Consider the following 21769-nt stretch of genomic DNA (forward strand, 5'->3'; position numbering starts at 1 on the left):
ATACGGGGGGGGGCGCGGGGCCGGGGGGCGGTGGCGGGGGGGCCGGGCCCCCTCGGCCGGCGGGGGGGGGGGGCGGCCCCCCCCCCCGGGGGGGGGGGGGCGGGGGCCCCCCCGGCCCCGCGCCGACCTGGCCGCGACACCGCTGGTGGTGCGCGAGCCCGGCTCGGGCACCCGCCACGCGCTCGACCGCCTCCTGACCGGGCCGGACGTCGCCCCGCCGATCCTGGAGCTGTCCTCCAACGCCGCGGTGAAGGTGGCGGTGGAGACCGGGGTCGCCCCGGCGGTCCTCAGCCAGCTCGCCGTGGCCGCGGAACTGCGCGACGGGCGCCTGATCGAGGTGCCCGTCGCCGATCTCGACCTGTGGCGGCCGCTGTTCGCGGTGTGGCGTGCCAGGACCCGGCTGACCGGCCCGGCCGCCGAGCTCGTCCGCCTCGCCCGCACCGCCGTTCGAGGTACTTCCTAAAGGGATCCCGCCCAGAGCGGGAACGACCGGCGCCCTCGCCATGGCGTACGCCGGCTCCGCGCCCGCAGCGAGGAGTTCTCGGCGCTGTGGGACACCCACGACGTCGCCGTGCGCCGCGCCGACGTCAAGCGCTTCCTGCATCCGGTCGTCGGCCTGCTGCTGGAGCTGGACTGCGAGGTGATGCTGAGCCCGGAGCACGACCAGCGGCTGGTCGTCTGCACCGCCCGCCCGGGCAGCGAGTCCTACGAGCGGCTGGAGCTGCTGCGCGTGGTCGGCCTCCAGGACCTGACCCGCGGCTGCACCGCTGGGCCGTCCGGGTTCACACTCCCTAGCTCCACTCCCAGCGGATGCCGCGCACGCCGGGCCGGGCGCCGGTGTCCACCAGGTGGGCGGTCCCGCACGCGTCGACGCGCAGCTCGCCCGCGTCCCGCGGCGGCGCGGACGCGTCCGGGGACCAGGTGTGGAAGCACCGCACCGGCAGCCGCCCGCCGGTGAACCGCACCTGCACCAGATGCTGCTCGACCGGGTCCCGCAGGCGCCGGTCGTACCGGTCGGCGGCGGCGACGGCGGTGACGTACTCCACGACGTGGGTCTCGCCGGGGGCGAGCGGGTGCGGGAAGATCAGCTCGGTCAGGGGGCCGGTCCCGTCGTCGCCGCCGCGGCCGGGCCGGCAGCACTCGGTGCGCAGCAGCCGGGTGCCCGGCGGGTGGGCGACCACGTACCGGTCCACGCCCGGCGCGGCGGCCCGCAGCACGACCCTGGCGCTCACCCGATGCCGCCGGCCGGCGCCCACCACCACCTGCTCGTGGTGGCTGAGCACGATGAGCGTCTCCGGCCGCCGGCCCCGCGGGCGGGGCGGCCCGAGCAGGCCGATCAACGCGTACTCGGGCAGGGACAGGATGCCTTCGAGCTCACGGACCGCCGCCAGCGAGGCGGCGCGCTCGGGCCGGGACCGGCCGCGCTGCCAGTAGCTGAGGCTGGACAGGCTGACGTCGACGCCCCGCTCGCGCAGCCGTGAGTGCAGGCGGTCGAGGCTCAGCCCCCGGGCGCGGATGGCCGCCCGCAGGGCACGCTCGAAGGGCCCGGATCGGAGGACCTCCGCGAGCTCGTCGTCCACCACCAGGGCTCCTCCTCGGAAGCGCCAGGGCGGGAAAAGTCGAGTATCACTCGCGATCGCGTGCCGGGCAAGGGGCAATCTTCCATCGCACTACCGGATCTGTCGTGAAACGGGACCTTCGTGGGTACGCTCCATTCCCCGCCGCCAGGGGGCTTGCCACGGGGAAGGAGGACGCATGGCCCGCTACGACGAGCACGACCAGGCACGGTGGGTGCCGGAGCCGCCGGGCAACCCCGAGCGGAGCGCGTTCGAGCGGGACCGGGCACGCGTGCTCCACAGTGCCTCGCTGCGCAGGCTCGCCGCCAAGACGCAGGTGGTGGCCCCGGCCGACTGCACCGGCCTGCACAGCCCCCGTACGCGGCTGACCCACTCGCTGGAGTGCGCGCAGATCGGCCGGGAGATGGGCAAGGTCCTCGGCTGCGACCCCGACCTGGTGGAGACCGCCTGCCTCGCCCACGATCTCGGCCATCCCCCGTTCGGCCACAACGGGGAGGCCGCCCTCGACGAGCTGGCCGCGCCGTGCGGCGGGTTCCAGGGCAACGCGCAGAACCTGCGCCTGCTGACCCGGCTGGAGGCCAAGGTCATCACCGAGGACGGCCGCAGCGCCGGGCTCAACCTCACCCGGGCCGCGCTCGACTCGGTCTGCAAGTATCCCTGGGCCGGGTCCTCCTGCCGGATCCCCGGCGTCCCGCTCGCCGGAGAGGGCCAGCCGTACTGCGTCTACCCCGACGACCTGCCGGTCTTCCGCTGGGTGCGGGAGGGGGCGCCCGACTACGCGGTCGGCTTCGAGGCGCAGGTCATGGACTGGGCCGACGACGTGGCGTACTCGGTGCACGACCTGGAGGACGCGCTGACGTGCGGCCACGTCACGATGGCGGCCCTGCGGGACCCGGAGGAGCGGCTGGAGGTGTGCCGCCTGACGAGGGAGTGGTACGCGCCCGACGCCGCCCTGGAGGAGCTGTCGGAGACCTTCGCGCGGCTGCTCGCCGAGCCGCTGTGGCCGGCCGCCTTCGACGCCGGGCTCGCCGACCTCGCCGCGCTCAAGCGGCTCACCAGTGCGCTCATCGGCCGGCTGTGCCGCTCCGCCCAGGACGCCACACGTGAGGCGTACGGCTGCCGCCCCGCGCCGGGAGGCAGGGGCAGCCACGACCGGTACGCCGCGGAGCTGGTGGTGCCGAGGACCACCCGCCTGGAGTGTGCGCTGCTCAAGGGGGTGACGGCCCGCTACGTGATGTCGCGGGAGGCCCACCACGCCGTCCAGGCCCGGCAGCGCGAGATCATCGCCGAGCTGGGCGACCTCATCCTGCGCGGCGCCCCGGCGACGCTGGAGCCCGCCCTGCGGCCGCAGTTCGAGCAGGCCGCCGACGACGCGGGGCGGTTGCGCGCGGTGGTCGACCAGATCGCCTCACTGACCGACGCCTCCGCCATGGGCTGGCACCGCCGCCTGTCGTCCGCCACGCACCGCCTCAGGGCCGGCTGACCCGCCGCGCCGCCTCCGCCGCACCGCCTCCGCCGCACCGCAGGACACCCCCTAGATCGGTATGGGGGTGGGCATGCCGTTGTCGTTGTCGTTCTTCTTCTTGGGCGGCGTGGTCGCCTTGGGGGTGGGGGTGGTGGTGGTCTGCTTGGACGCGCACAACTGAGTGCAGGGCGGTGTCTCGCCCAGCCGCTTGCGCAGCGCCAGCGTGGCCTTGCGCGGCGAGACGGTGCGGTTGCCGTCGTCCCACGCGTCGAGGTACGGCCACGGCGGCACGACACCCCGGCGCACCCACCAGTTCTGCGGCGCGGTCGGCCACGAGATGGCGAAGTAGAGGTTGCTCGCGGTGTCGCGCGCGTTGCCGGTGTTGCCCACCCGCCCGAGCAGCTGCCCGGCCTTGACCTTGGTGCCCGGCGTGATGTCCTGCTCCACGGAGTCGAGATGGCCGCCGAGGTACAGCACCCCGTCCTCGCCCTTGACCGTGACGAACCGGCCCTCCCGGTCGGCACCGCGATCGGTGGAGGGCGACCAGAGGTTCTTGACGTTGACCTCCTGGACCACCCCGTCGACCGGCGACACGAACGCGCACCCCTTCTTCGCCCAGATGGTGGTCTTGGGCAGCACCAGCAGCTTGCGGGCGTACGACGCCTTGCAGCCCTTGACGGGGAAGGCGTACGTGTAGGGGGACATCTTCGGCGGCGGGACCCGCACCGGCTCCTCTCCGGGAGGAGGCACGGCGTGGCCCGGCTGGGAGGCGACCGTGGCGGCCGTGACGCCGCCCCCCGGCGGCGGTGTGGGCGGTAGCGTGCTCACTCCCGCGACCCCGGCGGGCGCGCCGCAGGACGCCGCGACGAACGCGGCGCCGGCGAGGGCGGCAAGTCTCCCCGATCGCATGATCTCCACCTGGTCGACGTTACCGAACCTTTCCTTTGTAACGGACCAAGCCGTACATCACGACCGATTCCGGAAAGTCGTGACTAGTCCTCTACGTCGGCGGCGGGGCGTCCGGGCTGTCGGGGGCAGGCTCTAGACTCGCCAGCGTGGCAGGGCGAAGCGGTCGGATCAGTGACGAGGACATCGCGCTCGTGCGGGAGCGCTCGCCGATCGCCGACGTCGTCGGCGAGCACATCCAGCTCCGCAACGCGGGCGGGGGCAACCTGAAGGGGCTGTGCCCGTTCCACGACGAGAAGTCGCCCTCCTTCAACGTCACCCCGGCCCGGGGCTACTACTACTGCTTCGGCTGCGCCGAGGGCGGCGACGTCATCACGTTCGTCCGTAAGATCGAGAACCTGACGTTCACCGAGGCCGTCGAGCGGCTCGCCCAGCGCGCGGGCATCCAGCTCCGCTACGAGCAGGGCGGCTACGTGCCCGGCCGCGAGCAGGGCGAGCGGCTGCGGCTGATCGAGGCGCACCGCGCCGCCGCCGAGTTCTACGCCGAGCGGCTGTCCAGCCCGGAGGCGGCCCCGGGGCGGCGCTTCCTGTCCGAGCGCGGCTTCGAGCGGGCCGACGCCGAGCACTTCGGCGTCGGCTACGCGCCCAACGAGTGGGAGGCGCTGTCGCGGCACCTGATGGCCCGCGGGTTCACCTCCCAGGAGCTGATCAAGGGCGGACTGGCCCGCGAGGGCAGGCGCGGCCCCGTCGACCGGTTCCGCGGCCGGCTGATCTGGCCGATCCGCGACATCACCGGTGACGTCATCGGGTTCGGCGCGCGCAAGCTCCTCGACTCCGACGACGGCCCCAAATACCTGAACACCCCCGAGAGCCCGATCTACCACAAGAGCTCGGTGCTGTACGGCGTGGACCTCGCCAAGCGGGAGATCGCCAAGCGGTCCCAGGCCGTCATCGTGGAGGGCTACACCGACGTCATGGCCTGCCATCTCGCCGGCGTGCCGACCGCGGTGGCCACCTGCGGCACCTCCTTCGGGGAGGACCACATCAAGGTCCTGCGCCGGCTGCTGCTCGACCAGGCCGAGTTCCGGGGTGAGGTGATCTTCACCTTCGACGGCGACTCGGCGGGGCAGAAGGCCGCCCTGCGCGCGTTCCAGGACGAGCAGAAGTTCGTCACGCAGACCTTCGTCGCCGTGCAGCCCGACGGCCTCGACCCCTGCGACCTGCGGGTCAAGCAGGGCGACGCCGCCGTACGCGACCTGATCGCCGGCCGCGAGCCGCTGTTCGCCTTCGCGATCCGCAGCACACTGTCCCGCTACGACCTCAACACCAACGAGGGACGCCTGGCCGCGCTCGACGCCGCCGCGCCCGTCGTGGCCTCGATCAAGGACCCGGGGCTGCGCAAGACCTACGTGGTGGACCTCGACCGCTGGCTCGGCTTCATGGACGAGGGCTTCGTCATCCAGCGCGTGCAGCAGGTCGTGGGGCGGACGCAGGAGGGCGGGCGCGCCCCAGGTCGGCAGCAGGGCAGGCAGCAGGCGGCGCGCGGAGCCGCGCCCGCGGGGTCCGCCCCGGTGCGGCAGGAGCCGATGGACCCCGCCGTCCGCCTGGAGGCGGAGGCGCTCAAGCTCGCCGTGCAGCGGCCCGCCCTGCTCGGGCCGGAGTTCGACGCCCTCGGCGCGGCGACGTTCACCCTGCCCGAGCACGTCGCGCTGTACGAGGTCATCGTGGCGGCGGGAGGGACCGCCGCCGGAGGGCCCGGCGGGCGCGAGTGGGTCGACCGGCTGCTGGAGCAGGCCGACGCCGAAACGCCGGGCGGGAGCGGCATCGACCTGAGGTCGCTCGTCACCCGGTTCGCGGTCGAGGCCGTGCGCGCCGACGTGAACGTCGAGGAGCGGTACGGCGCGGCCGTCCTGGCCAAGATCCAGGAGGTCGCGGTCGGCCGGGCCGTCGCCCAGGTGAAGTCGCGGCTGCAGCGGCTCAACCCGGTCGAGGAGCAGCAGGAGTACAACCGGCTGTTCGGCGAACTCGTGGCGCTGGAACAGCAGCGACGTGTGTTGCGAGAACGCGCCAGCGGGGCCTGAATAAACTCCCCTTTCCAGATCTCACAGTCGCCAAACATATAATTTGATCTCGATTCGGTATTGACTTCCGCCTTACCTTGGGTGACAAAAATAGGCCTGCCATTTAGTGGTGCCTTTCCTGCACACTGTCTTGCGTGGGTGCATCGGTGCTGCCAAGCAGGCCGCCATCGGTAGACCAGGTGGCGGACCTCGTCGCGAAGGGAAGGGAACGCGGGAGCGTCACGGTTGACGACGTGGCCGCCGCGCTCGACCGATCCGAGTTGCCCGCCGACGCGCTGGAGCGTGTCGTGCGGATGCTCGCCGAGAACGGGGTTGAGGTCCTCGAGCCGCAAGGCGACGAGGAGCCCAGCAAGCCGGACGAGGAGGATATCGGCAAACGCGCTCCGACCAGCGACCTGGTCAGGATCTACCTCAGGGAGATCGGCAGGGTTCCGCTGCTCACCGCCGAGGAGGAGGTGGAGCTGGCCAAGGCCATCGAGGCCGGCCTGTTCGCGGAGGACAAGCTCTGCGAGAGCCCCGCCGCCAGGTTCGCCCGGCCGGAGCTGGAGGACCTGGTCTGGGAGGGTGTCCGCGCCAAGCAGCGGCTCATCGAGGCCAACCTCAGGCTCGTGGTCTCCATCGCCAAGCGCTATGTGGGCCGCGGAATGCTGTTCCTGGATCTCATTCAGGAAGGCAATCTCGGTCTCATCCGTGCGGTCGAGAAATTCGACTACACCAAGGGATACAAGTTCTCGACCTATGCGACCTGGTGGATTCGCCAGGCGATCACCCGGGCCATCGCCGACCAGGCGAGAACGATCCGGATTCCCGTGCACATGGTCGAAACGATCAACAAATTGGTCCGCGTGCAGCGGCAGCTCCACCAGGACCTCGGCCGGGAGCCCGCCCCCGAGGAGATCGCCGCCGAGATGGACCTGCCCATCGACCGCGTGGTGGAGATCCAGCGCATCGCGCAGGAGCCGGTCTCGCTCCAGGCGCCCATCGGCGAGGAGGACTCCGACCTCGGCGACTTCATCGAGGACGCCGACGCCGTGGTGCCGATGGAGGCCGCGGCCTTCATCATGCTGCAGGACCAGCTCGACGACATCCTGGCCACGCTGTCGGAGCGCGAGCAGCGGATCATCCAGCTCCGGTTCGGCCTGTCCGACGGCCACCCCCGCACGCTGGAGGAGGTCGGCCGGGAGTTCGGCGTGACGCGTGAGCGCATCCGCCAGATCGAGTCCAAGACGCTGGCCAAGCTGCGCCACCCCACCAGGGCCCAGATGCTCCGGGACTACCTGGACTGACGCCTCGACCGCGGACGAGCGCCTCCCGCCCTCTGGGAGGCGCTCGTCGCGTTCCCGGTGTCGTGCCCGGCGCGCCCAGGCGAACGCCGGCGTCCGGTGGCGCAGGCCGGGTCCTTGGAGCGATCCATATGCGAGTCGTCCGGTGGGGTGTAACCATCGCCGGACGACCCGGAAGGTGGATCACGTGAGCGAGCCCGCGATTCGGCCGAACGAGACGACGGTGCCGTTGATGCCGTGCGTGTCAGTGGAGGAGACCCTGGCGAACGATGACCTGCAGGCCTTCCGCGCGCTCAAGTCCGCGGTGCGCAGGCGCGGCGCGGACGCCTCGCCGATGGAGCGGGCCATCGCCCTGTGTCACCTTGTCGATCTGGCCACGGCCCTCGGCGAGCCCACCGATCCCTGGCTCGCCGATCTACGAGGTCTGGAGCTCACGGCTGACGACAGGCAGCGCGTCGAGTCGGAACTCGGGCATCTCGCCGGACTTCGGGAGTGGCTCGCCTGAAGTGTGAAAGCGGCTCCTGCCTGGGGGGAGCGAAGTCCGGACCGGGCCGCCGGATAGCCTCTGGGGTGTTAACGGTCGTCGTACGCTGGCGGTGCTCCCTTGACTCCTCAGAAGCCATCACTGTCCCGCCTGTTCGGCTCCCGGCTTCCCCGTGAGGCCCGTACGGCTCTCGCCCTGGAAAGCGGCGAGCGCCCGATCAGCCACGCGCGGACGCCGGAGGGCGGCCACATCGTCGCCACCACCCAGGCGCTGCACCTGCCGGACGGGCAGCGCCTGCCGTGGCACCTGATGGACAAGGCCGTGTGGGACGAGGAGGGCGTGACGGTCACGATGACGGACGGAGCCGTCCACCGGGCCCTCCTGCCCGAGCCGGGCAGGCTGCCGGAGACGATCCGCGAGCGGGTGACCTCGACGATCGTCGCGAGCCGCCATGTGACCATCAACGGCCGCGGGGGAGTGCGCCTGGTCGCCCGCCGGATTCCCGGCTACGACACCCCGCGCTGGGAGTTCATCTTCGACCCCGGGCTCGACGCCGACGACCCGGGCCTGCGCGCCCACGCCGAGCAGGCCCTCGAAGAGGTACGCCGCAGCCTCGGCGTCTGACGACGGCACGGCCGGCGCATGGAATGATCACTGCGCATGAGATGGCGAGTGACGATGGCGGCCGTGCTCGGGATCGCGGCCATACCGGTGCCCGCCCGGGCGGCGTCGGTCGACGTGGTGGCCGCCGTGCGGCGGCTCCAGGCCCAGGGCAGCCCGGTGAAGGTCTTCCAGCACACCTCGGTGGCCTGGCCGCGCGACCCCCGGTTCGACGAGATGCCACGCGGTTACTGCAAGGGCGGGAGCGACGACCCCCACGTGACGGGTATGGCGCGGCTGGGCCGGGGCGGGGTCGTGGCCGCGGACATGAAGCGGTCGATGCCGTTCGGCAACTGCCGTCTGCGGTTCCTGAGAGAGGACGCCGCCGGCGGCGACCGGCGCGCGGGTGACCTCGCCCAGGTCGGTTCGGCGACGCATCGCGTGCGCAGCGTCGGCGGGGTGCTCTACGGCGCGGGTCCGGCGTACGGTGGCACGTCGTGGGCGAGGATGGGCAAGGCGTCCGGCGGCGCGGCGCTGTACGGTGACCAGATCGTCGACGCCTTCGACCTCGGGACGCTCACGGCCCTGGTCGCCTCCGCGTCGAGCAGCAGGCCGGGATCGGCGGTCCACGACGCCGACGACCGCGCGATCAAGAAGACCTGGGGCTACCGCGGCACGACGACCTTCGGCAAGCTGTTCGAGATCTCCAAGCCGTTCAGGACGATGCTCGGCGGGCGGCTCGACCCCCGGTTCAGCGGGATCACGGTCTTCTGGGGCATCGCCACCGACATGACCGGAAAGCCGATCGTGGTCCAGGCTGTCTGGCGGCCCGGCAAGGGCTACCCGGCGGAGTCCGTGGCCGTCTCCACCCGCTTCAGCTGGGATGTGAAGGCCTCCATCACGGCTCCGCGCACCGGCAGGGCCGCGCGGGACCCCTACGGGGACGACGTGGTCGACCTGTACCGTTCCTGAAATCGTCCCGCGGCGGGCGTGCAGCGCCTGGGGAGGAGTACACGCGGCGGGCCCCGGCTACCGCATCGGGGGCCCACCGCCCGTTCCCGGGGCCGCGCACCGGCGCGACCGTGTCGCCGGCACCCGCGGCGGCGGGGAGGCCCGGCCGGCAGGCCGCCGGGAATTGCTCCGGCGGCGGCCCGGGCGTGGTCTGCCGGGGGATCGGCTCAGGGGATCTGGTCGGCGCCGGCCGGCCAGCCGGTGGCCGTGCCGACCCGGTCGGTCCTGTCGGCCTCCCAGGTCTCCGTCTTCTTCAGGAACGGCACCTTGTCGCCCGCGAAGTCCTTGGCCTTGCCCGCCACCTTCGAGGCCTGGGCGCCGACCAGCCCCGCCGCCTCCTGCACCGTGGGGCTGTCCGCGAACCGCTGCGCGAAACGCTTGATCTGCTCGTAGCGCTCACGCCCGGCCCGCGTGCCGAGGACGTAGCCGACGGCCAGCCCGGTGGCGAACATCGCCTTGTATCGCATCTTCCACCTCCGCGCTCGTGTTCCCCGCCCCCTACCCCGAGGGCCTGTCTCTATCCAACAGCAGACGCTCCGGCCCCGCCCGGGCGGGCTCCCTGGGCCGTCCGGACGCTCTTTGCCGTACGCCGATCAAGACCCGGCGACTCGCGGACGGAATCGATGTGACAGACACCCCCCGGAGTGCGCTAATCTAGTTCCGCGCCGCAAGGAAAGCCGAAAGGCCGGAACGAGCGGAGCAGGCAGTAACAGCAGTAGAGAGCACGATCCCGTGTAGCTCAATCGGCAGAGCAGCCGGCTGTTAACCGGCAGGTTATAGGTTCGAGTCCTATCGCGGGAGCATTTCACCCCGGGGCGGTGGTCACAGACCACCGCCCCGGGGTTTTTGTATCGCTCCCGAGCAGGAACAGCACATGTGTCAGTGCCGACACGGGTTGACGCAAAAGGACGGACGCCCCCCGTCGCGGTGGATGTGGTTGGTCCAGGCGCGGCAGGGCGCCGGGGTTGGGAGCGGCGAGCGGTCCCCGGCGCCAAGGCAGACGCGGCCGACGCGCACGTGCCGGCCGGTCCGCAGCGTCCGAACCGGGCGGTTGCAGCGGAGACAACGGGCGGGCCAGCGGGATCCGTAGACAGGCAATTAGCTAATTGCCATAATGCTCTGGTGTTGGACCTGGAGCTGGTGAAGGCGCTGGCGAACGACAAGCGCCTGCTGATCCTGGAGTGGTTGCGCGATCCCGAGCGGCACTTCCCGCCGCAGCGCGACGGTGATCTGGTCCGCGACGGGGTCTGTTCCTTGTTCATCGCCCAGAAATTGGGGGTGAGCCAGCCGACCTGCGGCGATCACCTGCGAGTGCTCTCCCAGGCGGGGCTGGTGCGCGGCAAGAAGATCAAGCAGTGGGTGTTCTACCAGCGCGATGAGGACCGCATCGCGCGCGCGAAGGAGTTGCTGAGCGGTGAGTGGTGAGCTGGGCGGCGCCGTCGCGGCGCCCGGGGGCCTGGGGCTCTATGAGCGTCTCATCAAAGACCTGGATGCCGCCGGGGCGCGCTATCGGCTGATCGACCATGCGCCCGAAGGGCGTACCGAACTGGTCAGCGCCCTGCGCGGGCACGACGTCGCGCAGGCGGCCAAGTGCCTGATCGTCATGGTCAAGGTCGGCAAGAAGCAGACCCGGCACGTGCTGGCCGTGGTGCCCGGTGACGCCCGCCTGGATCTGCAGGCGCTCAAGGCGTTGCTGGAGGGCACCTACGCCGCCTTCGCCGACCGGGACAGAGCCGAGGAGCTGGCCGGCAGCGTGAGCGGCACGGTGCTGCCCTTCAGCTACCACCCCGAGCTGGAGGTCATCGCCGATCCGGCGTTGCTGCGGATGCCGGAGCTGTTCTTCAACGCCGCCCGGCTGGACCGCTCTGTCGCCCTGGCCACCGACGACTACGTGCGCCTGGCCGCCCCTCGTATCGCGCCCATCACCACCGCGTCCTGACCCCGGCCGCCCGCAGGGGCGAGCGCGGTCACCGGCCGCCGTCCGAAGGAGGAAACCGTGTCGCAGAGGGACTACGCCATCCACTACCAGCCGCTGTTCACCACCCTTCAAGCGATGGACGTCCAAGCGCTGATCGATCAGGTCGACGATCCCTGGTATAACCAGACCCTGATCCAGGTCGGGGACGTATGGGTGCGGCTGGGCGTGATGCACGGCGAGTTCCACTGGCACAAGCACGACGAGCAGGATGAGTTCTTCTTCGTCCTGGACGGGCTGTTCCGTATCGAGCTGGAGGGCGCAGACACCGTCGAGCTCGGCCCCCGGCAGGCGTTCACCGTCCCGGCCGGGATGTCGCACCGGCCCGTCGTCCCCGTCCGCAGCGCCGTACTGATGATCGAGAAGGCCGGGGTCGTCGCCACCGGAGACTGACCGGGCCCGGCCACCGCCACGACGACACACCCCGTGACCCCTGGAGGACCACCATGCACGCCTCACTGCAGCCGGGTCTGACCGCGCGGCTGGACTATGTGGTACCGGTCGAGCGTACGGTGCCGCACCTGCTGCCCGAGTCCGACGACTTCACCGCCCTGCCCGGGGTCCTGGCCACCGGCTATCTGGTCGGCGTCGTGGAATGGACCTGCATGCGCGCCCTGCAAGGGCACCTGGAGGACGGCGAGCAGAGCCTCGGCGTGCACGTCGACCTCAGTCACCAGGCGCCCACACCTCCCGGCGCCACTCTCACCGTCCTCGCGGAACTGACCGCGGTCGAGGGCAGGCAGCTCACCTTCACCGTCCACGCCCGGGACGGCGCCGCCACCGTCTGCCAGGGCACCCACCGCCGCGCCGTCATCGACACCGAACGCTTCCACGCGCGGCTCAACGCGCGAACCACCGCCTGAAGCCGGTCGGTCGACAGCTTCGCCAGGGAAGCCTGAGGCCGCCGGTGTGTGGATTTGGCGGACAAATCCGGGGACTTCGCGGAAAATGTGATCGCCGTGACCGTACCGGTCGCGGCTGCCGCGGACCACGGACGGCGCAGTGGGGTGAGGGCCACTGCGGGAAGGGTGTCGCCGCCGGCCCGGAACCGGTGCGGGGCGCCCGTGAGCGCGAAGTGTGTGGCGGTCGTGCTGACTTGGCGGAAATCGAAGAAGACCCCGGCGCCCGTACGGGACCGCGGGGAGGAGATCGACAGGCGGGAGGCGGAGGACTTCATCCGGCTCCACCACGCGGAGAACCCCGTGGCGGGCCCGGTGGAGATCCGGCTCCGGGAGGTCCTCGCGGAGATCGACCAGACGGGGACGTACACGCACACCACGGGCGAGCTGACCTTCGGCGCGCGGGTGGCGTGGCGCAACAGCAACAGATGCATCGGTCGCCTCTACTGGCGGTCGCTGCAGGTCCGTGACCGGCGGCACGTGGACACCGCCGACGGCGTGGCCGAGGAGTGCGTCGAGCATCTCAGGGCGGCCACCGGGAGGGGCAGGATCCGCCCCACGATCACGGTGTGCGCCCCCGACCGGCCGGGGGAGCGGGCGCCGCGGATCTTCAACGACCAGCTCATCCGGTACGCCGGATACGTACGCGAGGACGGCTCGGTCCTCGGCGACCCGGCGAACGCGCGGATCACCGAGCGGGCCCTGCGGATGGGCTGGCGGGGGGAGGGCACGAGGTTCGACGTCCTGCCGCTGATGGTGGAGGCCAAGGGCGCCCTGGTCCTGCGGGAGGTGCCGCGCGAGGCGGTCCTGGAGGTGCCCCTCCGGCACCCGGTCTTCCCGTGGTTCGCCGGCCTCGGGCTCAGGTGGCACGCCGTGCCGGCGATCGCGAACATGTCGCTGGAGATCGGCGGTGTCAGCTATCCGTGCGCGCCGTTCAACGGCTGGTACATGGGCACCGAGATCGGCGCGCGCAACCTCGCCGACCGGGACCGCTACGACCAGCTTCCCGTCGTCGCGGAGCGGCTCGGCCTCGACACCTCCCACGAGCGGACGCTCTGGCGCGACCAGGCGCTGGTGGAGCTCAACGTCGCCGTGCTGCACTCCTTCGCGGAGGACGGTGTCACGATCACCGACCACCACACCGAGGCGCGGCGGTTCCTGACCCATCTGGAGCGGGAGGAGCGCAGCGGGCGCGTCTGCCCCGCCGACTGGTCCTGGATCGTGCCGCCCCTGTCCGGCGCCGCGACGCCGGTCTTCCACCGCTACTACGACGACGTACGGCTCACGCCGGCCTACGTCCACCGCCCTCCCCTGAGGTAGAACCGTGTAGAACATAGTTCGGGTTAGGGAGGGTGAACATGGTGGTGCTGTCCGAGGACGACGGCGGTGTGCGGATCCTGACGTTGAACCGGCCCGAACGGCTGAACGCCTGGACCGCCGAGATGGGACGGCGCTACTTCGACCTGCTGGAGGAGGCCGACCGCGACCCGTCCGTACGGGCGGTCGTGGTGACCGGCGCGGGGAAGGGCTTCTGCGCCGGGGCCGACTTCGCGGACCTGACGGCCATCCAGACCGGTGACTACGGCCGCGACGACACCCACGAGCAGGACCGCAGGCCCACCACGTTCCCCACCACTCTGCGGACGCCGGTCGTCGCGGCGGTCAACGGCGCGTGCGCCGGGCTGGGCATGGTCCACGCGCTCGTGTGCGACGTGGTCGTCACCGCCGACGACGCCAAGTGGACGACCGCGTTCTCCCGGCGCGGCCTCGTCGCCGAGTGGGGCCTGGGCTGGATCCTGCCGCGGCTGGCGGGGCAGGCGCGGGCGATGGACCTGCTGCTGTCCGGCCGGGTCTTCACCGGCGCGGAGGCGTGCGCCATGGGCCTCGCCGTACGGGCAGTGCCGGGGGAGCGGCTGCTGGCCGAGGCCGTCGCGTACGCGAAGGAGCTGGCCACCCAGTGCTCGCCCGCCTCGATGGCCGTGATCAAGCGGCAGATCTGGGGCGGCTGGCAGGCGGGGCTCGACGAGGCCAGGGACGAGGCCGTGCGGCTGATGCTGGAGTCGTTCCGGCGGCCGGACTTCGCCGAGGGAGTGGCGAGCTTCCTCGAACGCCGGCCGCCGGACTTCCCACCCCTGGCCTAGGACTCAGCGAACGCGGTGCGCGCCGGCCGCAGGGGTGGCCGGCAGGAACGTCGGCGCGGCCCAGCCGCGCTCGGCGTAGGCCTGCTCCACGGTGGCGCGGACCCGGTCCACCCGGTCGTCGGCGACGAGCGCGATGGCCGAGCCGCCGAAGCCGCCGCCGGTCATCCGCGCCCCGCGCGCGCCGCCCTTGACCGCGCCCTCCACCGCCACGTCCAGTTCCGGGCAGGAGACCTGGTACTGGTCCCGCAGCGACAGGTGCGAGGCGTTCAGCAGGGCGCCGATCTCCTGCACGGCTCCGGCCCGCAGCAGCCCGATCACGGCCTCCACCCGGTGGTTCTCGGTGACGACGTGCTGGGTGCGGGCCCGCTCGTCGCCGCTGAGCCTCGACAGGGCCACGGCGAGGTCGGTGACGTCCCGCAGCGAAGGGACGCCGAGGTGCTTGGCCGCGTTCTCGCAGTCCTGGCGCCGCTCGGCGTACTGCCCGTCGGCCAGCTCGTGGTGCACGCCGGTGTTGATGATGAGGATCTGCATGCCGTATGCCGACAGGTCGAACGGCACGGCCCGGCTGGCCAGCGATCGGCAGTCGAGGAACAGCGCGTGCCCCTCCCTGCTGAGCGCGGAGGCCGCCTGGTCCATGATCCCGCACGGCATGCCGACGAACTCGTTCTCGGCCTTCTGACACAGCCTGGCCAGCTCCATCGGCTCCAGGCCCAGGCCGTACAGGTCGTTCAGGGCGAGACCGACGGACACCTCGAGCGCGGCGCTGGAGGACAGCCCGGCGCCCTTGGGCACGTCGCCGTCGATCACGATGTCCGCGCCGCGCACCGGCAGCCCGGCGCCGCGCATCGTCGAGACGACTCCGGCGGGGTAGCGGGCCCAGCCCTCGGCCCGCTCGACGTCCTCCAGCACCTGCTCCTCGCCGGGGGCCTGGAGCGAGGAGATCCGGACGGTGAGGTCCTCGCGGGGGCTGACGGCCGCGGTGACGCCCCACGGCACCGCGAACGGCAGCACGAAGCCGTCGTTGTAGTCGGTGTGCTCCCCGATCAGGTTGACCCTGCCGGGCGCGTGCCAGACCCCGGCGGGCTCGCCGCCGTACGCCTGCCGGAAAGCATCAATAACGCGCATAGTCGCACACTCCTCAACATCTCAGCCTCCCCGTAGGGTAGCGGCCCCCGCGGCGATTCCCTCACAGGGATCGTTCCCCGCCGGCGATATCGCGCGAGCCCGAGGGGTGCCCCGGGACCGGTGCGTCGCGATCACGGCCACCACGGTCGCGGGCGGGGCCGGTGCTCTCCCGGACGATCAGCTCGGGCTCGACAATACGGCGCGCGGCCGGCTTGCCGTCGGCGACGCGTTCGTGCAGGAGCGCGAAAATGCGTTCGTGCAGGAGCGCGAACGCCTGCCGGCCGACGTCGGCGAAGTTCTGCCGCACGGTGGTGAGCGGAGGCCAGAAGTACGCCGCCTGGGGGATGTCGTCGAAGCCGGCGACGCTGACGTCCCCGGGCACCCGCCGCCCGGCCTCACGCAGCGCGCGCAGCACCCCCATGGCCATCTCGTCGTTGGCCACGAGGATCGCGGTCACCTCCGGGCGCCGGGCCAGGCGCCGGCCCAGCTCGTAACCGGTTCCGGGACTCCAGTCGCCGACCAGCGGCTCGGGGATCTCCCGCCCCCCGGCCTCCAGGGCGGCCCGCCAGCCGCTGACCCGGTCCCGCGCGTCGATCCAGTTCGGCGGCCCCGCCACGTGCCAGACCGTCCGGTGGCCGAGGTCGAGCAGGTGCCGGGTGGCCCGCGCCGCTCCGGCATGCTGGTCGACCGCGACGGTGGGGACCGGGACGTCCTCGCCGCCGCCGACGTTGACCACCGGCAGGTCCGAAGGCAGGTGCCGCAGGCCCTCGGCCGCCGACTCGTACGGCGCGATGACGACGATCCCGTCCGCCGACTGCCGGCGCAGCCGCTCCACAGCCTCCTCGATCGACCCGCGGTCCAGCGCCCTGAGGCCGGCGATGTTCACCAGGTAGTCGTGTTCGATCGCGGCGTGTTCGATCGCGCGCAGTATGGACGCCGGGCCGTACTGGGTCGTGTCGAAGCTCACCACGCCCAGCATCCCGGACCGCCCGGTGGCCAGCACGCGGGCCGCGAGGTTGGGGAGGTAGCCGAGCTCCCGGATCGCCGCCAGCACCCGGGCCCTCGTCTCCGGCCGCACCTTCTCGGGCGAGTTGAGCACCCGTGAGACCGTCATCGCCGACACCCCGGCCAGGGCCGCCACGTCGCCCATCACAGCCACACGGGATCGTGGAGCGGGCTCGGGATCGACCGGCATCATGACAACGTCCTCGTTTCGCGGCTTCCTGAGGTGCCTGGCCTACGCAGGTCGACCTGCGTTGTGCTGCCGCCGGCCGCCTTCCGGCGCCGGCTGGTCGAGCAGGTCGGCCCGTACGGCTGCGAAGCCCCTCCGGCATCGGAGCCCTGCAGCCGAGGGCCGGTCCGCCCGCTAGGCGAGCCGGATGACGTTCCAGGAGACGGGCGGCAGGGTGATGGTCGTACCGTCGGCCGGCAGGGGGCGGGGGGCGACGCGGTCGGGTGCGTCGGCGCTGTTGCGGGCGTAGACGTCGGTGTCGGTCAGGGTGGTGGCGTCGCGGACCCGTGTCACGGGGCCGTTGACGGTCACGCGGAGCGGCCGGTCGAGGGATCGGTTGACGGCGAAGAGAACCGTCTCGTCCCCGGTGGTGGTGGCGGTGGCGTGCAGCAGCGGGACCTCGCCGTAGTCGGCGGTGTCGTAGGCGGGGCTGTCGGTCTCGACCCGCAGGACGTCGCCGGCGGCGTGGCGGGCGGCCTGGGCGAAGGGGTGGAAGGTGGTCTGCCGCCAGGCGGGGCCGCCGGGTTCGGTCATGATCGGGGCGATGACGTTGACGAGCTGGGCGAGGCAGGCGGCGGTGACGCGGTCGCTGTTGGCGAGCAGGGTGATCAGCAGGGAGCCGACGGCCACGGCGTCGGCGAGGTGGTAGTGGTCCTCCAGCAGCCGGGGCGCCACGGGCCAGTCGGCGGGGACCGGCGCGTTCTGGAAGCGGGACTGGTACCAGACGTTCCACTCGTCGAAGCTCAGGTTGATCTTCTTGCGTGACTTCACCTTCGCGCCGACGGCGTCGGCGGTCGCGGTGACCGAGTCGATGAAGTGCTGCATGTCGGTCGCGCAGGCGAGGAACGAGCCGAGGTCTCCGTCCTTCTCCTCGTAGTAGGCGTGGCAGGAGATGGAGTCGACCAGGTCGTAGGTGTGCTCCAGGACGGTGGCCTCCCAGGCGCCGAAGGTGGGCATGCTTGAGCTGGAGCTGCCGCAGGCGATTAGTTCGAGGGACGGGTCGTACATGCGCATGGCGCGGGCCGTCTCGGCGGCCAGCCGGCCGTATTCGGCCGCGGTCTTGTGGCCGATCTGCCAGGGGCCGTCCATCTCGTTGCCCAGGCACCACATGCGGATGTCGTAGGGACGCTTGGCTCCGTTGGCGACGCGCAGGTCCGACCAGGCGGTGCCGTTCGGGTGGTTGCAGTATTCGAGCAGGGCCAGGGCCTCGCCCACGCCGCGGGTGCCGAGGTTGACGGCCATCATCGGTTCGAGGTCGGCCTTGTGGCACCAGCGCATGAACTCGTCGACGCCGACGCGGTTGGGCTCGGTGCTGTGCCAGGCGAGGTCGAGCCGGGCCGGACGCCGCTCGACGGGGCCGACGGCGTCCTCCCATCGGTGGCCGGAGACGAAGTTGCCGCCGGGGTAGCGGACGGCGGTGACGCCGAGCTCGCGGGTCAGGGCGAGGACGTCGGTGCGGAAGCCGTCCTCGTCCGCCGTGGGGTGGCCGGGTTCGTAGATGCCGGTGTAGACGCAGCGGCCCAGGTGTTCGACGAACGTGCCGAACGTCCGCCGCCGGACGGGGGCGACGCGGAATGCGGGGTCGATCGTGACGCGTGCTTCCAGCACTTGCGCTCCAGAGGGGATGCGGACGTCATGCCCGCCAGCATCAGGCGGGGACATCCTGGGGTCAAGGCAACGATTGATAACGATAACAACGGCGGGCACCCCGGTAAACCTGAGGAAACGAGCCCTTGACGCTCCTGTTTGGCATCGTTAACAATCGACCATCAGCGGCCACGTTCGGGCCGCGTGAACCAGAGGCCGGGTTCACCCACTGTCAGCAATCAGGGAGATCACCGTGGCCTATCCTCACGATCAAGTGTTATCGATAACATCACGCCGGGACGTGCTGCGAGGCCTCGGCCTCCTCACGGCCGGGAGCATGCTCGCGGCCTGCGGGGTGCCGACCGGATCGGACAAGCCGGCGGCGCTCGGGTCGTCGGCCGCCCCGTCCGCCGGCACCGACGTACGCGGCCAGGTGACGCTCTGGATGCGCGACGACGACCTGCTGAAGGTCTTCCGCACGGTCGTCCCCGCGTTCAACGCCAAATATCCGAACGTGAAGGTCGACCTCAAGGGGGTCGACATCAACACCAAGCTCCCGCCGGCGCTGATCAGCGGTGCCGGGCTGCCCGACGGGTCCTTCTGGGAGGACGACCAGATCGGCCAGCACGGCGAGCACCTCTACGACCTGACCGCCCTCATGGCGAAGTACCGGGACGACACGATCCAGTTCAAGCTCGACGTCCTCACCCAGGACGGACGCCTCATCGGCGTCCCGTGGGACACCGACCCCGGTCTGCTCTACTACAACGACGCGGTCCTGTCCGGCGCGGGCGTCGACCCCGCCTCGCTGACGAGCTACGACGCCCTGCTCGACGCGGCACGCGCCATCAAGGCGAAGAACCCGAAGGCGCGCCCCATCCCGCTGGAGCAGGACGACACGCTCGGCATGATGTGGTACACGATGTTCCTGAACCAGCAGCAGGGACACGGGCTGGTCGACCCCTCCGGCAACCTGACCCTGGACGGGGAGGCCTCCCGGCGCGCCCTCACCTGGATCAAGACCGTCGTCGACGAGGGGCTCGGCGCCCGGCAGAAGTTCGCGAGCACCGCCCAGATCACCATGCTGGACGAGCAGATCATCTCCCTCGTCCCCTGGGCGATCTGGTTCATCTTCATCCCGCAGTCGGGCCTGAAGAAGACCACCGGGCAGTGGCGGGTGGCCAACCTGCCCGCGTGGACCCAGGGCGGCGCCCGGTCCGGCCTGATGGGCGGCAGCTCGTTCGTCATCCCCGCCAAGGCGAAGAACCCCGAACTGGCCTGGCTGTTCTACGAGTTCGCCGTCTACGACCCCGAGGGCTACCGCAAGGTGTTCTCCAAGAACTCGGTCTACCCGACCGGTCTCAACACCGTCGTGCCGTCCGTCAAGTCGGCGCTCGACCCGGCGAAGCCGCTGGTCGAGAGGCTTCCCCAGCTCGGGGGAGTGGACAACTGGGCGATCAGCACCAAGGCCGCGCTGGACATTCCGGCCGGTTACACCGCCCCCACCTGGTACGGCCAGGCGGCCAAGTATCTGGGTGCGAACCTCCAGCGGCTCATGGACGGCAAGATGTCGGTCGACGAGGTGATCTCCAGATCGACGGCCGACATCAAGAAGAACCTCATCGACAGGAACTGACCGGCCGTGTCCCTCCTGGCGAACCGCGCGGCCCCACGACAGGTGGCCGCCCTGCCCAAGCGCGGCCGGCGCGGGCCGCGCACGGGCTGGAGGGGGCCGCTCCTGGTGGCCCCGTTCTTCGTGTTCTTCGCGGCCTTCGGCGCCTATCCCCTCTACTACGCTCTCCAGCTCAGCTTCATCGACTGGCACGGCGGGGCCACGTACAGGTGGGTGGGCCTGGGCAACTACACCTACCTGCTGACCAATCCGGACTTCTGGGGCGCACTGGGTAACAGCGCGATCATCTGGCTGCTCATCGTGCCGGCTCAGACGATCGGCGCGATCGTGGCCGCCGGGGCGCTGTCCAGGGCGAAGCTCCGCTTCAAACGGCTGCTGCGCACCGCCGTGATCGTTCCGTACGTCACCCCGCTGGCGGCGATGGCCCAGGCCTTCGTGTTGATCTTCGACCGGGACTACGGCGTGGTCAACCACCTGCTGGGGCTGGCCGGCCTGCCGTCCGTGGAGTGGCTGACCTCGACCGGCTGGTCCAAGGTGACCATCGCGCTGCTGGTGCTGTGGAAGAGCAGCGGCTTCGCGTTGATCATCATGCTCGCCGCGATCCAGGGCATCCCCGGCGAGGTCTACGAGGCGGCCGCGCTCGACGGCGCGGGCCCCGTCCGCACCTTCTGGTCCGTCACCGTCCCGCTGATGCGGCACGCGATCGCGTTCTTCGTGGTCATCTCGACCCTCGGGATCTCACAGATGTTCCTGGAACCGTACGTGCTGACCGGGGGCGGCCCCTACAACAGCAGCACCACCACCGGGTTGTACCTCTTCCAGCACATCGGCGCCTCCGACCTCGGCACCGGGGCGGCCAACACCTTCCTGCTGGTGATCATGGTGCTCGGCCTCTCGCTGGCGGCCGTGCGTGTCTTCAGGGAGTCGAGATGACCGGCCTGCGGCGTGGCGCCGGCTACCTGCTCGTCGCGCTGGCGGTCGTCGTCTTCCTGTACCCGATCTGGTGGATGGTCGTCTCTTCGCTCAAACCGGGCGCGAGCATCCTGAACGACCCGCTCGGCGTCGGCCCCTTCACGCTGGACAACTTCCGCGCGATGTTCGGCTCGGTGCCGATCGGCCAGGCGCTGGGCAACACGGTCCTGGTCGTCGCGGTCAAGGGCGCGATCACGATGGTCCTGTGCCCCCTCGCCGGGTACGGCTTCGCCAAGTACAGCTTCCGTTTCAAGGAACTGCTCTTCGGCGTCGTCCTGCTGACCCTCATGCTGCCGACGCTGACGCTGGTCATCCCGCTGCTGCTGGAGATGAAGCAGCTCGGCTGGATCAACACCTATCAGGCGCTGATCCTGCCCGGCGCGGTCGACGCCTTCAGCGTCTTCTACATGCGGCAGACGATCAGCCAGGTGCCCGACGAACTGCTGGACGCGGCCGCCATCGACGCCGCGGGCACGCTGCGGACGTTCTGGTCGGTCGTGGTCCCGGTTATCCGGCCGGGCCTGGCCGCGCTCGCCGTGCTGACCTTCTTCAACATCTACAACGACCTGGTCTGGCCCATCGTCGCGGTCAACGACCCGGCGCGGCAGACGGTGTCGGTGCTGCTGGCGGGCCTGGCCACCAACGTCACCGGCGGGTCGACCTCCAGCGGCTTCGACCTGTGGGGCCAGCTCATGGCGGCCTGCACCATCGCGACGATCCCCACCGTGATCATCTTCCTGCTCGTCCAGCGCCACTTCATCAAGGGACTGCTGGCCGGGAGCGTCAAGTAACCGGGAGT

The 21769-nt window shown here is 71.2% G+C and carries 22 protein-coding genes, 1 tRNA gene and 1 pseudogene; 18 read left to right on the top strand and 6 right to left on the bottom strand.

Annotated features, from left to right (window positions below; translation table 11 throughout):
* The coding region (locus ABZ857_RS11185; RefSeq protein WP_357041132.1) for a LysR substrate-binding domain-containing protein at positions 1-463 on the top strand (463 nt) is incomplete at its 5' end.
* Between the two features lie 21 nt (positions 464-484).
* Positions 485-715 (top strand): annotated as a pseudogene (locus ABZ857_RS11190) (transcriptional regulator); the annotation flags it as partial.
* A gap of 76 nt (positions 716-791) precedes the next feature.
* Here ABZ857_RS11190 and ABZ857_RS11195 read toward each other — a convergent pair.
* Positions 792-1583 (bottom strand): hypothetical protein, encoded by a 792-nt coding sequence (locus tag ABZ857_RS11195; protein WP_357041134.1) that lies wholly within the window; start codon positions 1581-1583, stop codon positions 792-794.
* 172 nt (positions 1584-1755) lie between these two features.
* Here ABZ857_RS11195 and ABZ857_RS11200 point away from each other — a divergent pair, with 172 nt between their 5' ends.
* Positions 1756-3060, top strand: coding sequence for a deoxyguanosinetriphosphate triphosphohydrolase (locus tag ABZ857_RS11200; protein WP_357041137.1), 1305 nt, complete (start codon positions 1756-1758; stop codon positions 3058-3060).
* 51 nt (positions 3061-3111) lie between these two features.
* On the opposite strand, the gene ABZ857_RS11205 is transcribed toward ABZ857_RS11200, so the two are convergent.
* Complete coding sequence (locus tag ABZ857_RS11205; RefSeq protein ID WP_357041865.1) at positions 3112-3951, bottom strand: M23 family metallopeptidase; 840 nt, start codon at positions 3949-3951, stop codon at positions 3112-3114.
* A 146-nt stretch (positions 3952-4097) separates the two neighbouring features.
* Between ABZ857_RS11205 and dnaG the strand changes: the two genes are divergently transcribed.
* The 5 genes from dnaG to ABZ857_RS11230 all read left to right on the top strand — a co-directional run bounded on the left by dnaG (position 4098) and on the right by ABZ857_RS11230 (position 9368).
* Positions 4098-6029: a DNA primase gene (gene dnaG / locus ABZ857_RS11210; protein WP_357041140.1), complete on the top strand. Its 1932-nt coding sequence runs from the start codon at positions 4098-4100 to the stop codon at positions 6027-6029.
* A gap of 146 nt (positions 6030-6175) precedes the next feature.
* Complete coding sequence (gene rpoD, locus ABZ857_RS11215) at positions 6176-7315, top strand: RNA polymerase sigma factor RpoD (protein ID WP_079312297.1); 1140 nt, start codon at positions 6176-6178, stop codon at positions 7313-7315.
* Between the two features lie 184 nt (positions 7316-7499).
* Positions 7500-7817 (top strand): hypothetical protein, encoded by a 318-nt coding sequence (locus tag ABZ857_RS11220; RefSeq protein WP_357041143.1) that lies wholly within the window; start codon positions 7500-7502, stop codon positions 7815-7817.
* Positions 7818-7916: 99 nt separating this feature from the next.
* Positions 7917-8420 carry a hypothetical protein gene (locus ABZ857_RS11225; protein ID WP_357041146.1) on the top strand — a complete coding sequence of 168 codons (504 nt, stop codon included), beginning with the start codon at positions 7917-7919 and terminating at the stop codon, positions 8418-8420.
* A 36-nt stretch (positions 8421-8456) separates the two neighbouring features.
* Entirely contained in the window at positions 8457-9368 is a 912-nt protein-coding gene (locus ABZ857_RS11230; protein ID WP_357041148.1) for a hypothetical protein, read from the top strand.
* A 206-nt stretch (positions 9369-9574) separates the two neighbouring features.
* Here the strand turns inward: ABZ857_RS11230 and ABZ857_RS11235 are convergent, their stop codons facing one another.
* Positions 9575-9874 (bottom strand): YtxH domain-containing protein, encoded by a 300-nt coding sequence (locus ABZ857_RS11235; protein WP_357041150.1) that lies wholly within the window; start codon positions 9872-9874, stop codon positions 9575-9577.
* Between the two features lie 261 nt (positions 9875-10135).
* Here ABZ857_RS11235 and ABZ857_RS11240 point away from each other — a divergent pair.
* The 7 genes from ABZ857_RS11240 to ABZ857_RS11270 all read left to right on the top strand — a co-directional run bounded on the left by ABZ857_RS11240 (position 10136) and on the right by ABZ857_RS11270 (position 14422).
* Positions 10136-10208 (top strand) — tRNA-Asn (locus ABZ857_RS11240).
* Positions 10209-10529: 321 nt separating this feature from the next.
* Positions 10530-10832, top strand: coding sequence for a helix-turn-helix domain-containing protein (locus ABZ857_RS11245; protein WP_357041153.1), 303 nt, complete (start codon positions 10530-10532; stop codon positions 10830-10832).
* Positions 10822-11346: a YbaK/EbsC family protein gene (locus ABZ857_RS11250; protein ID WP_357041156.1), complete on the top strand. Its 525-nt coding sequence runs from the start codon at positions 10822-10824 to the stop codon at positions 11344-11346. Before ABZ857_RS11245 ends, ABZ857_RS11250 begins: the two co-directional genes overlap by 11 nt.
* A 57-nt stretch (positions 11347-11403) precedes the next feature.
* Positions 11404-11775 carry a cupin domain-containing protein gene (locus tag ABZ857_RS11255; RefSeq protein WP_357041159.1) on the top strand — a complete coding sequence of 124 codons (372 nt, stop codon included), beginning with the start codon at positions 11404-11406 and terminating at the stop codon, positions 11773-11775.
* A 53-nt stretch (positions 11776-11828) separates the two neighbouring features.
* Positions 11829-12245 (top strand): thioesterase family protein, encoded by a 417-nt coding sequence (locus tag ABZ857_RS11260; RefSeq protein ID WP_357041162.1) that lies wholly within the window; start codon positions 11829-11831, stop codon positions 12243-12245.
* Positions 12246-12446: 201 nt separating this feature from the next.
* Positions 12447-13601: a nitric oxide synthase oxygenase gene (locus ABZ857_RS11265; protein WP_357041165.1), complete on the top strand. Its 1155-nt coding sequence runs from the start codon at positions 12447-12449 to the stop codon at positions 13599-13601.
* Positions 13602-13639: 38 nt separating this feature from the next.
* Entirely contained in the window at positions 13640-14422 is a 783-nt protein-coding gene (locus ABZ857_RS11270) for an enoyl-CoA hydratase-related protein (RefSeq protein ID WP_357041168.1), read from the top strand.
* A 3-nt stretch (positions 14423-14425) separates the two neighbouring features.
* Here the strand turns inward: ABZ857_RS11270 and galK are convergent, their stop codons facing one another.
* The 3 genes from galK to ABZ857_RS11285 form a co-directional block, all read right to left on the bottom strand.
* Positions 14426-15547, bottom strand: a complete 1122-nt coding sequence (gene galK / locus ABZ857_RS11275; RefSeq protein WP_357041171.1) for a galactokinase — start codon at positions 15545-15547, stop codon at positions 14426-14428.
* Between the two features lie 61 nt (positions 15548-15608).
* The gene (locus ABZ857_RS11280) at positions 15609-16745 is read right to left on the bottom strand and encodes a LacI family DNA-binding transcriptional regulator (RefSeq protein ID WP_357041174.1); all 1137 of its coding nucleotides are present in this window, start codon (positions 16743-16745) and stop codon (positions 15609-15611) included.
* 168 nt (positions 16746-16913) lie between these two features.
* Positions 16914-18386: an alpha-N-arabinofuranosidase gene (locus ABZ857_RS11285; RefSeq protein WP_357041177.1), complete on the bottom strand. Its 1473-nt coding sequence runs from the start codon at positions 18384-18386 to the stop codon at positions 16914-16916.
* Positions 18387-18666: 280 nt separating this feature from the next.
* Between ABZ857_RS11285 and ABZ857_RS11290 the strand changes: the two genes are divergently transcribed.
* Genes ABZ857_RS11290 through ABZ857_RS11300 form a run of 3 tightly spaced genes read left to right on the top strand, consistent with a single transcriptional unit; the run spans position 18667 to position 21761 of the window.
* Positions 18667-20001 carry an extracellular solute-binding protein gene (locus ABZ857_RS11290; protein ID WP_357041180.1) on the top strand — a complete coding sequence of 445 codons (1335 nt, stop codon included), beginning with the start codon at positions 18667-18669 and terminating at the stop codon, positions 19999-20001.
* Between the two features lie 6 nt (positions 20002-20007).
* Positions 20008-20931, top strand: coding sequence for a sugar ABC transporter permease (locus tag ABZ857_RS11295; RefSeq protein ID WP_357041183.1), 924 nt, complete (start codon positions 20008-20010; stop codon positions 20929-20931).
* Entirely contained in the window at positions 20928-21761 is an 834-nt protein-coding gene (locus tag ABZ857_RS11300; RefSeq protein ID WP_204050802.1) for a carbohydrate ABC transporter permease, read from the top strand. The genes ABZ857_RS11295 and ABZ857_RS11300 overlap by 4 nt, the downstream gene beginning before the upstream one ends.
* Positions 21762-21769 lie beyond the last annotated feature (8 nt).

Source organism: Microbispora sp. NPDC046933, assembly GCF_040644635.1.
GTDB lineage: Bacteria > Actinomycetota > Actinomycetes > Streptosporangiales > Streptosporangiaceae > Microbispora.

What these genes read in the sequence shown, in the direction of transcription:
- ABZ857_RS11200 (WP_357041137.1), top strand. Translation starts at nt 1,756, where the DNA reads ATGGCCCGCTACGACGAGCACGACCAGGCACGGTGGGTGCCGGAGCCG.
- ABZ857_RS11235 (WP_357041150.1), bottom strand. Translation starts at nt 9,874, where the DNA reads ATGCGATACAAGGCGATGTTCGCCACCGGGCTGGCCGTCGGCTACGTC.
- galK (WP_357041171.1), bottom strand. Translation starts at nt 15,547, where the DNA reads ATGCGCGTTATTGATGCTTTCCGGCAGGCGTACGGCGGCGAGCCCGCC.
- ABZ857_RS11280 (WP_357041174.1), bottom strand. Translation starts at nt 16,745, where the DNA reads ATGATGCCGGTCGATCCCGAGCCCGCTCCACGATCCCGTGTGGCTGTG.
- ABZ857_RS11270 (WP_357041168.1), top strand. Translation starts at nt 13,640, where the DNA reads ATGGTGGTGCTGTCCGAGGACGACGGCGGTGTGCGGATCCTGACGTTG.
- ABZ857_RS11205 (WP_357041865.1), bottom strand. Translation starts at nt 3,951, where the DNA reads ATGCGATCGGGGAGACTTGCCGCCCTCGCCGGCGCCGCGTTCGTCGCG.
- ABZ857_RS11260 (WP_357041162.1), top strand. Translation starts at nt 11,829, where the DNA reads ATGCACGCCTCACTGCAGCCGGGTCTGACCGCGCGGCTGGACTATGTG.
- ABZ857_RS11300 (WP_204050802.1), top strand. Translation starts at nt 20,928, where the DNA reads ATGACCGGCCTGCGGCGTGGCGCCGGCTACCTGCTCGTCGCGCTGGCG.
- ABZ857_RS11230 (WP_357041148.1), top strand. Translation starts at nt 8,457, where the DNA reads ATGAGATGGCGAGTGACGATGGCGGCCGTGCTCGGGATCGCGGCCATA.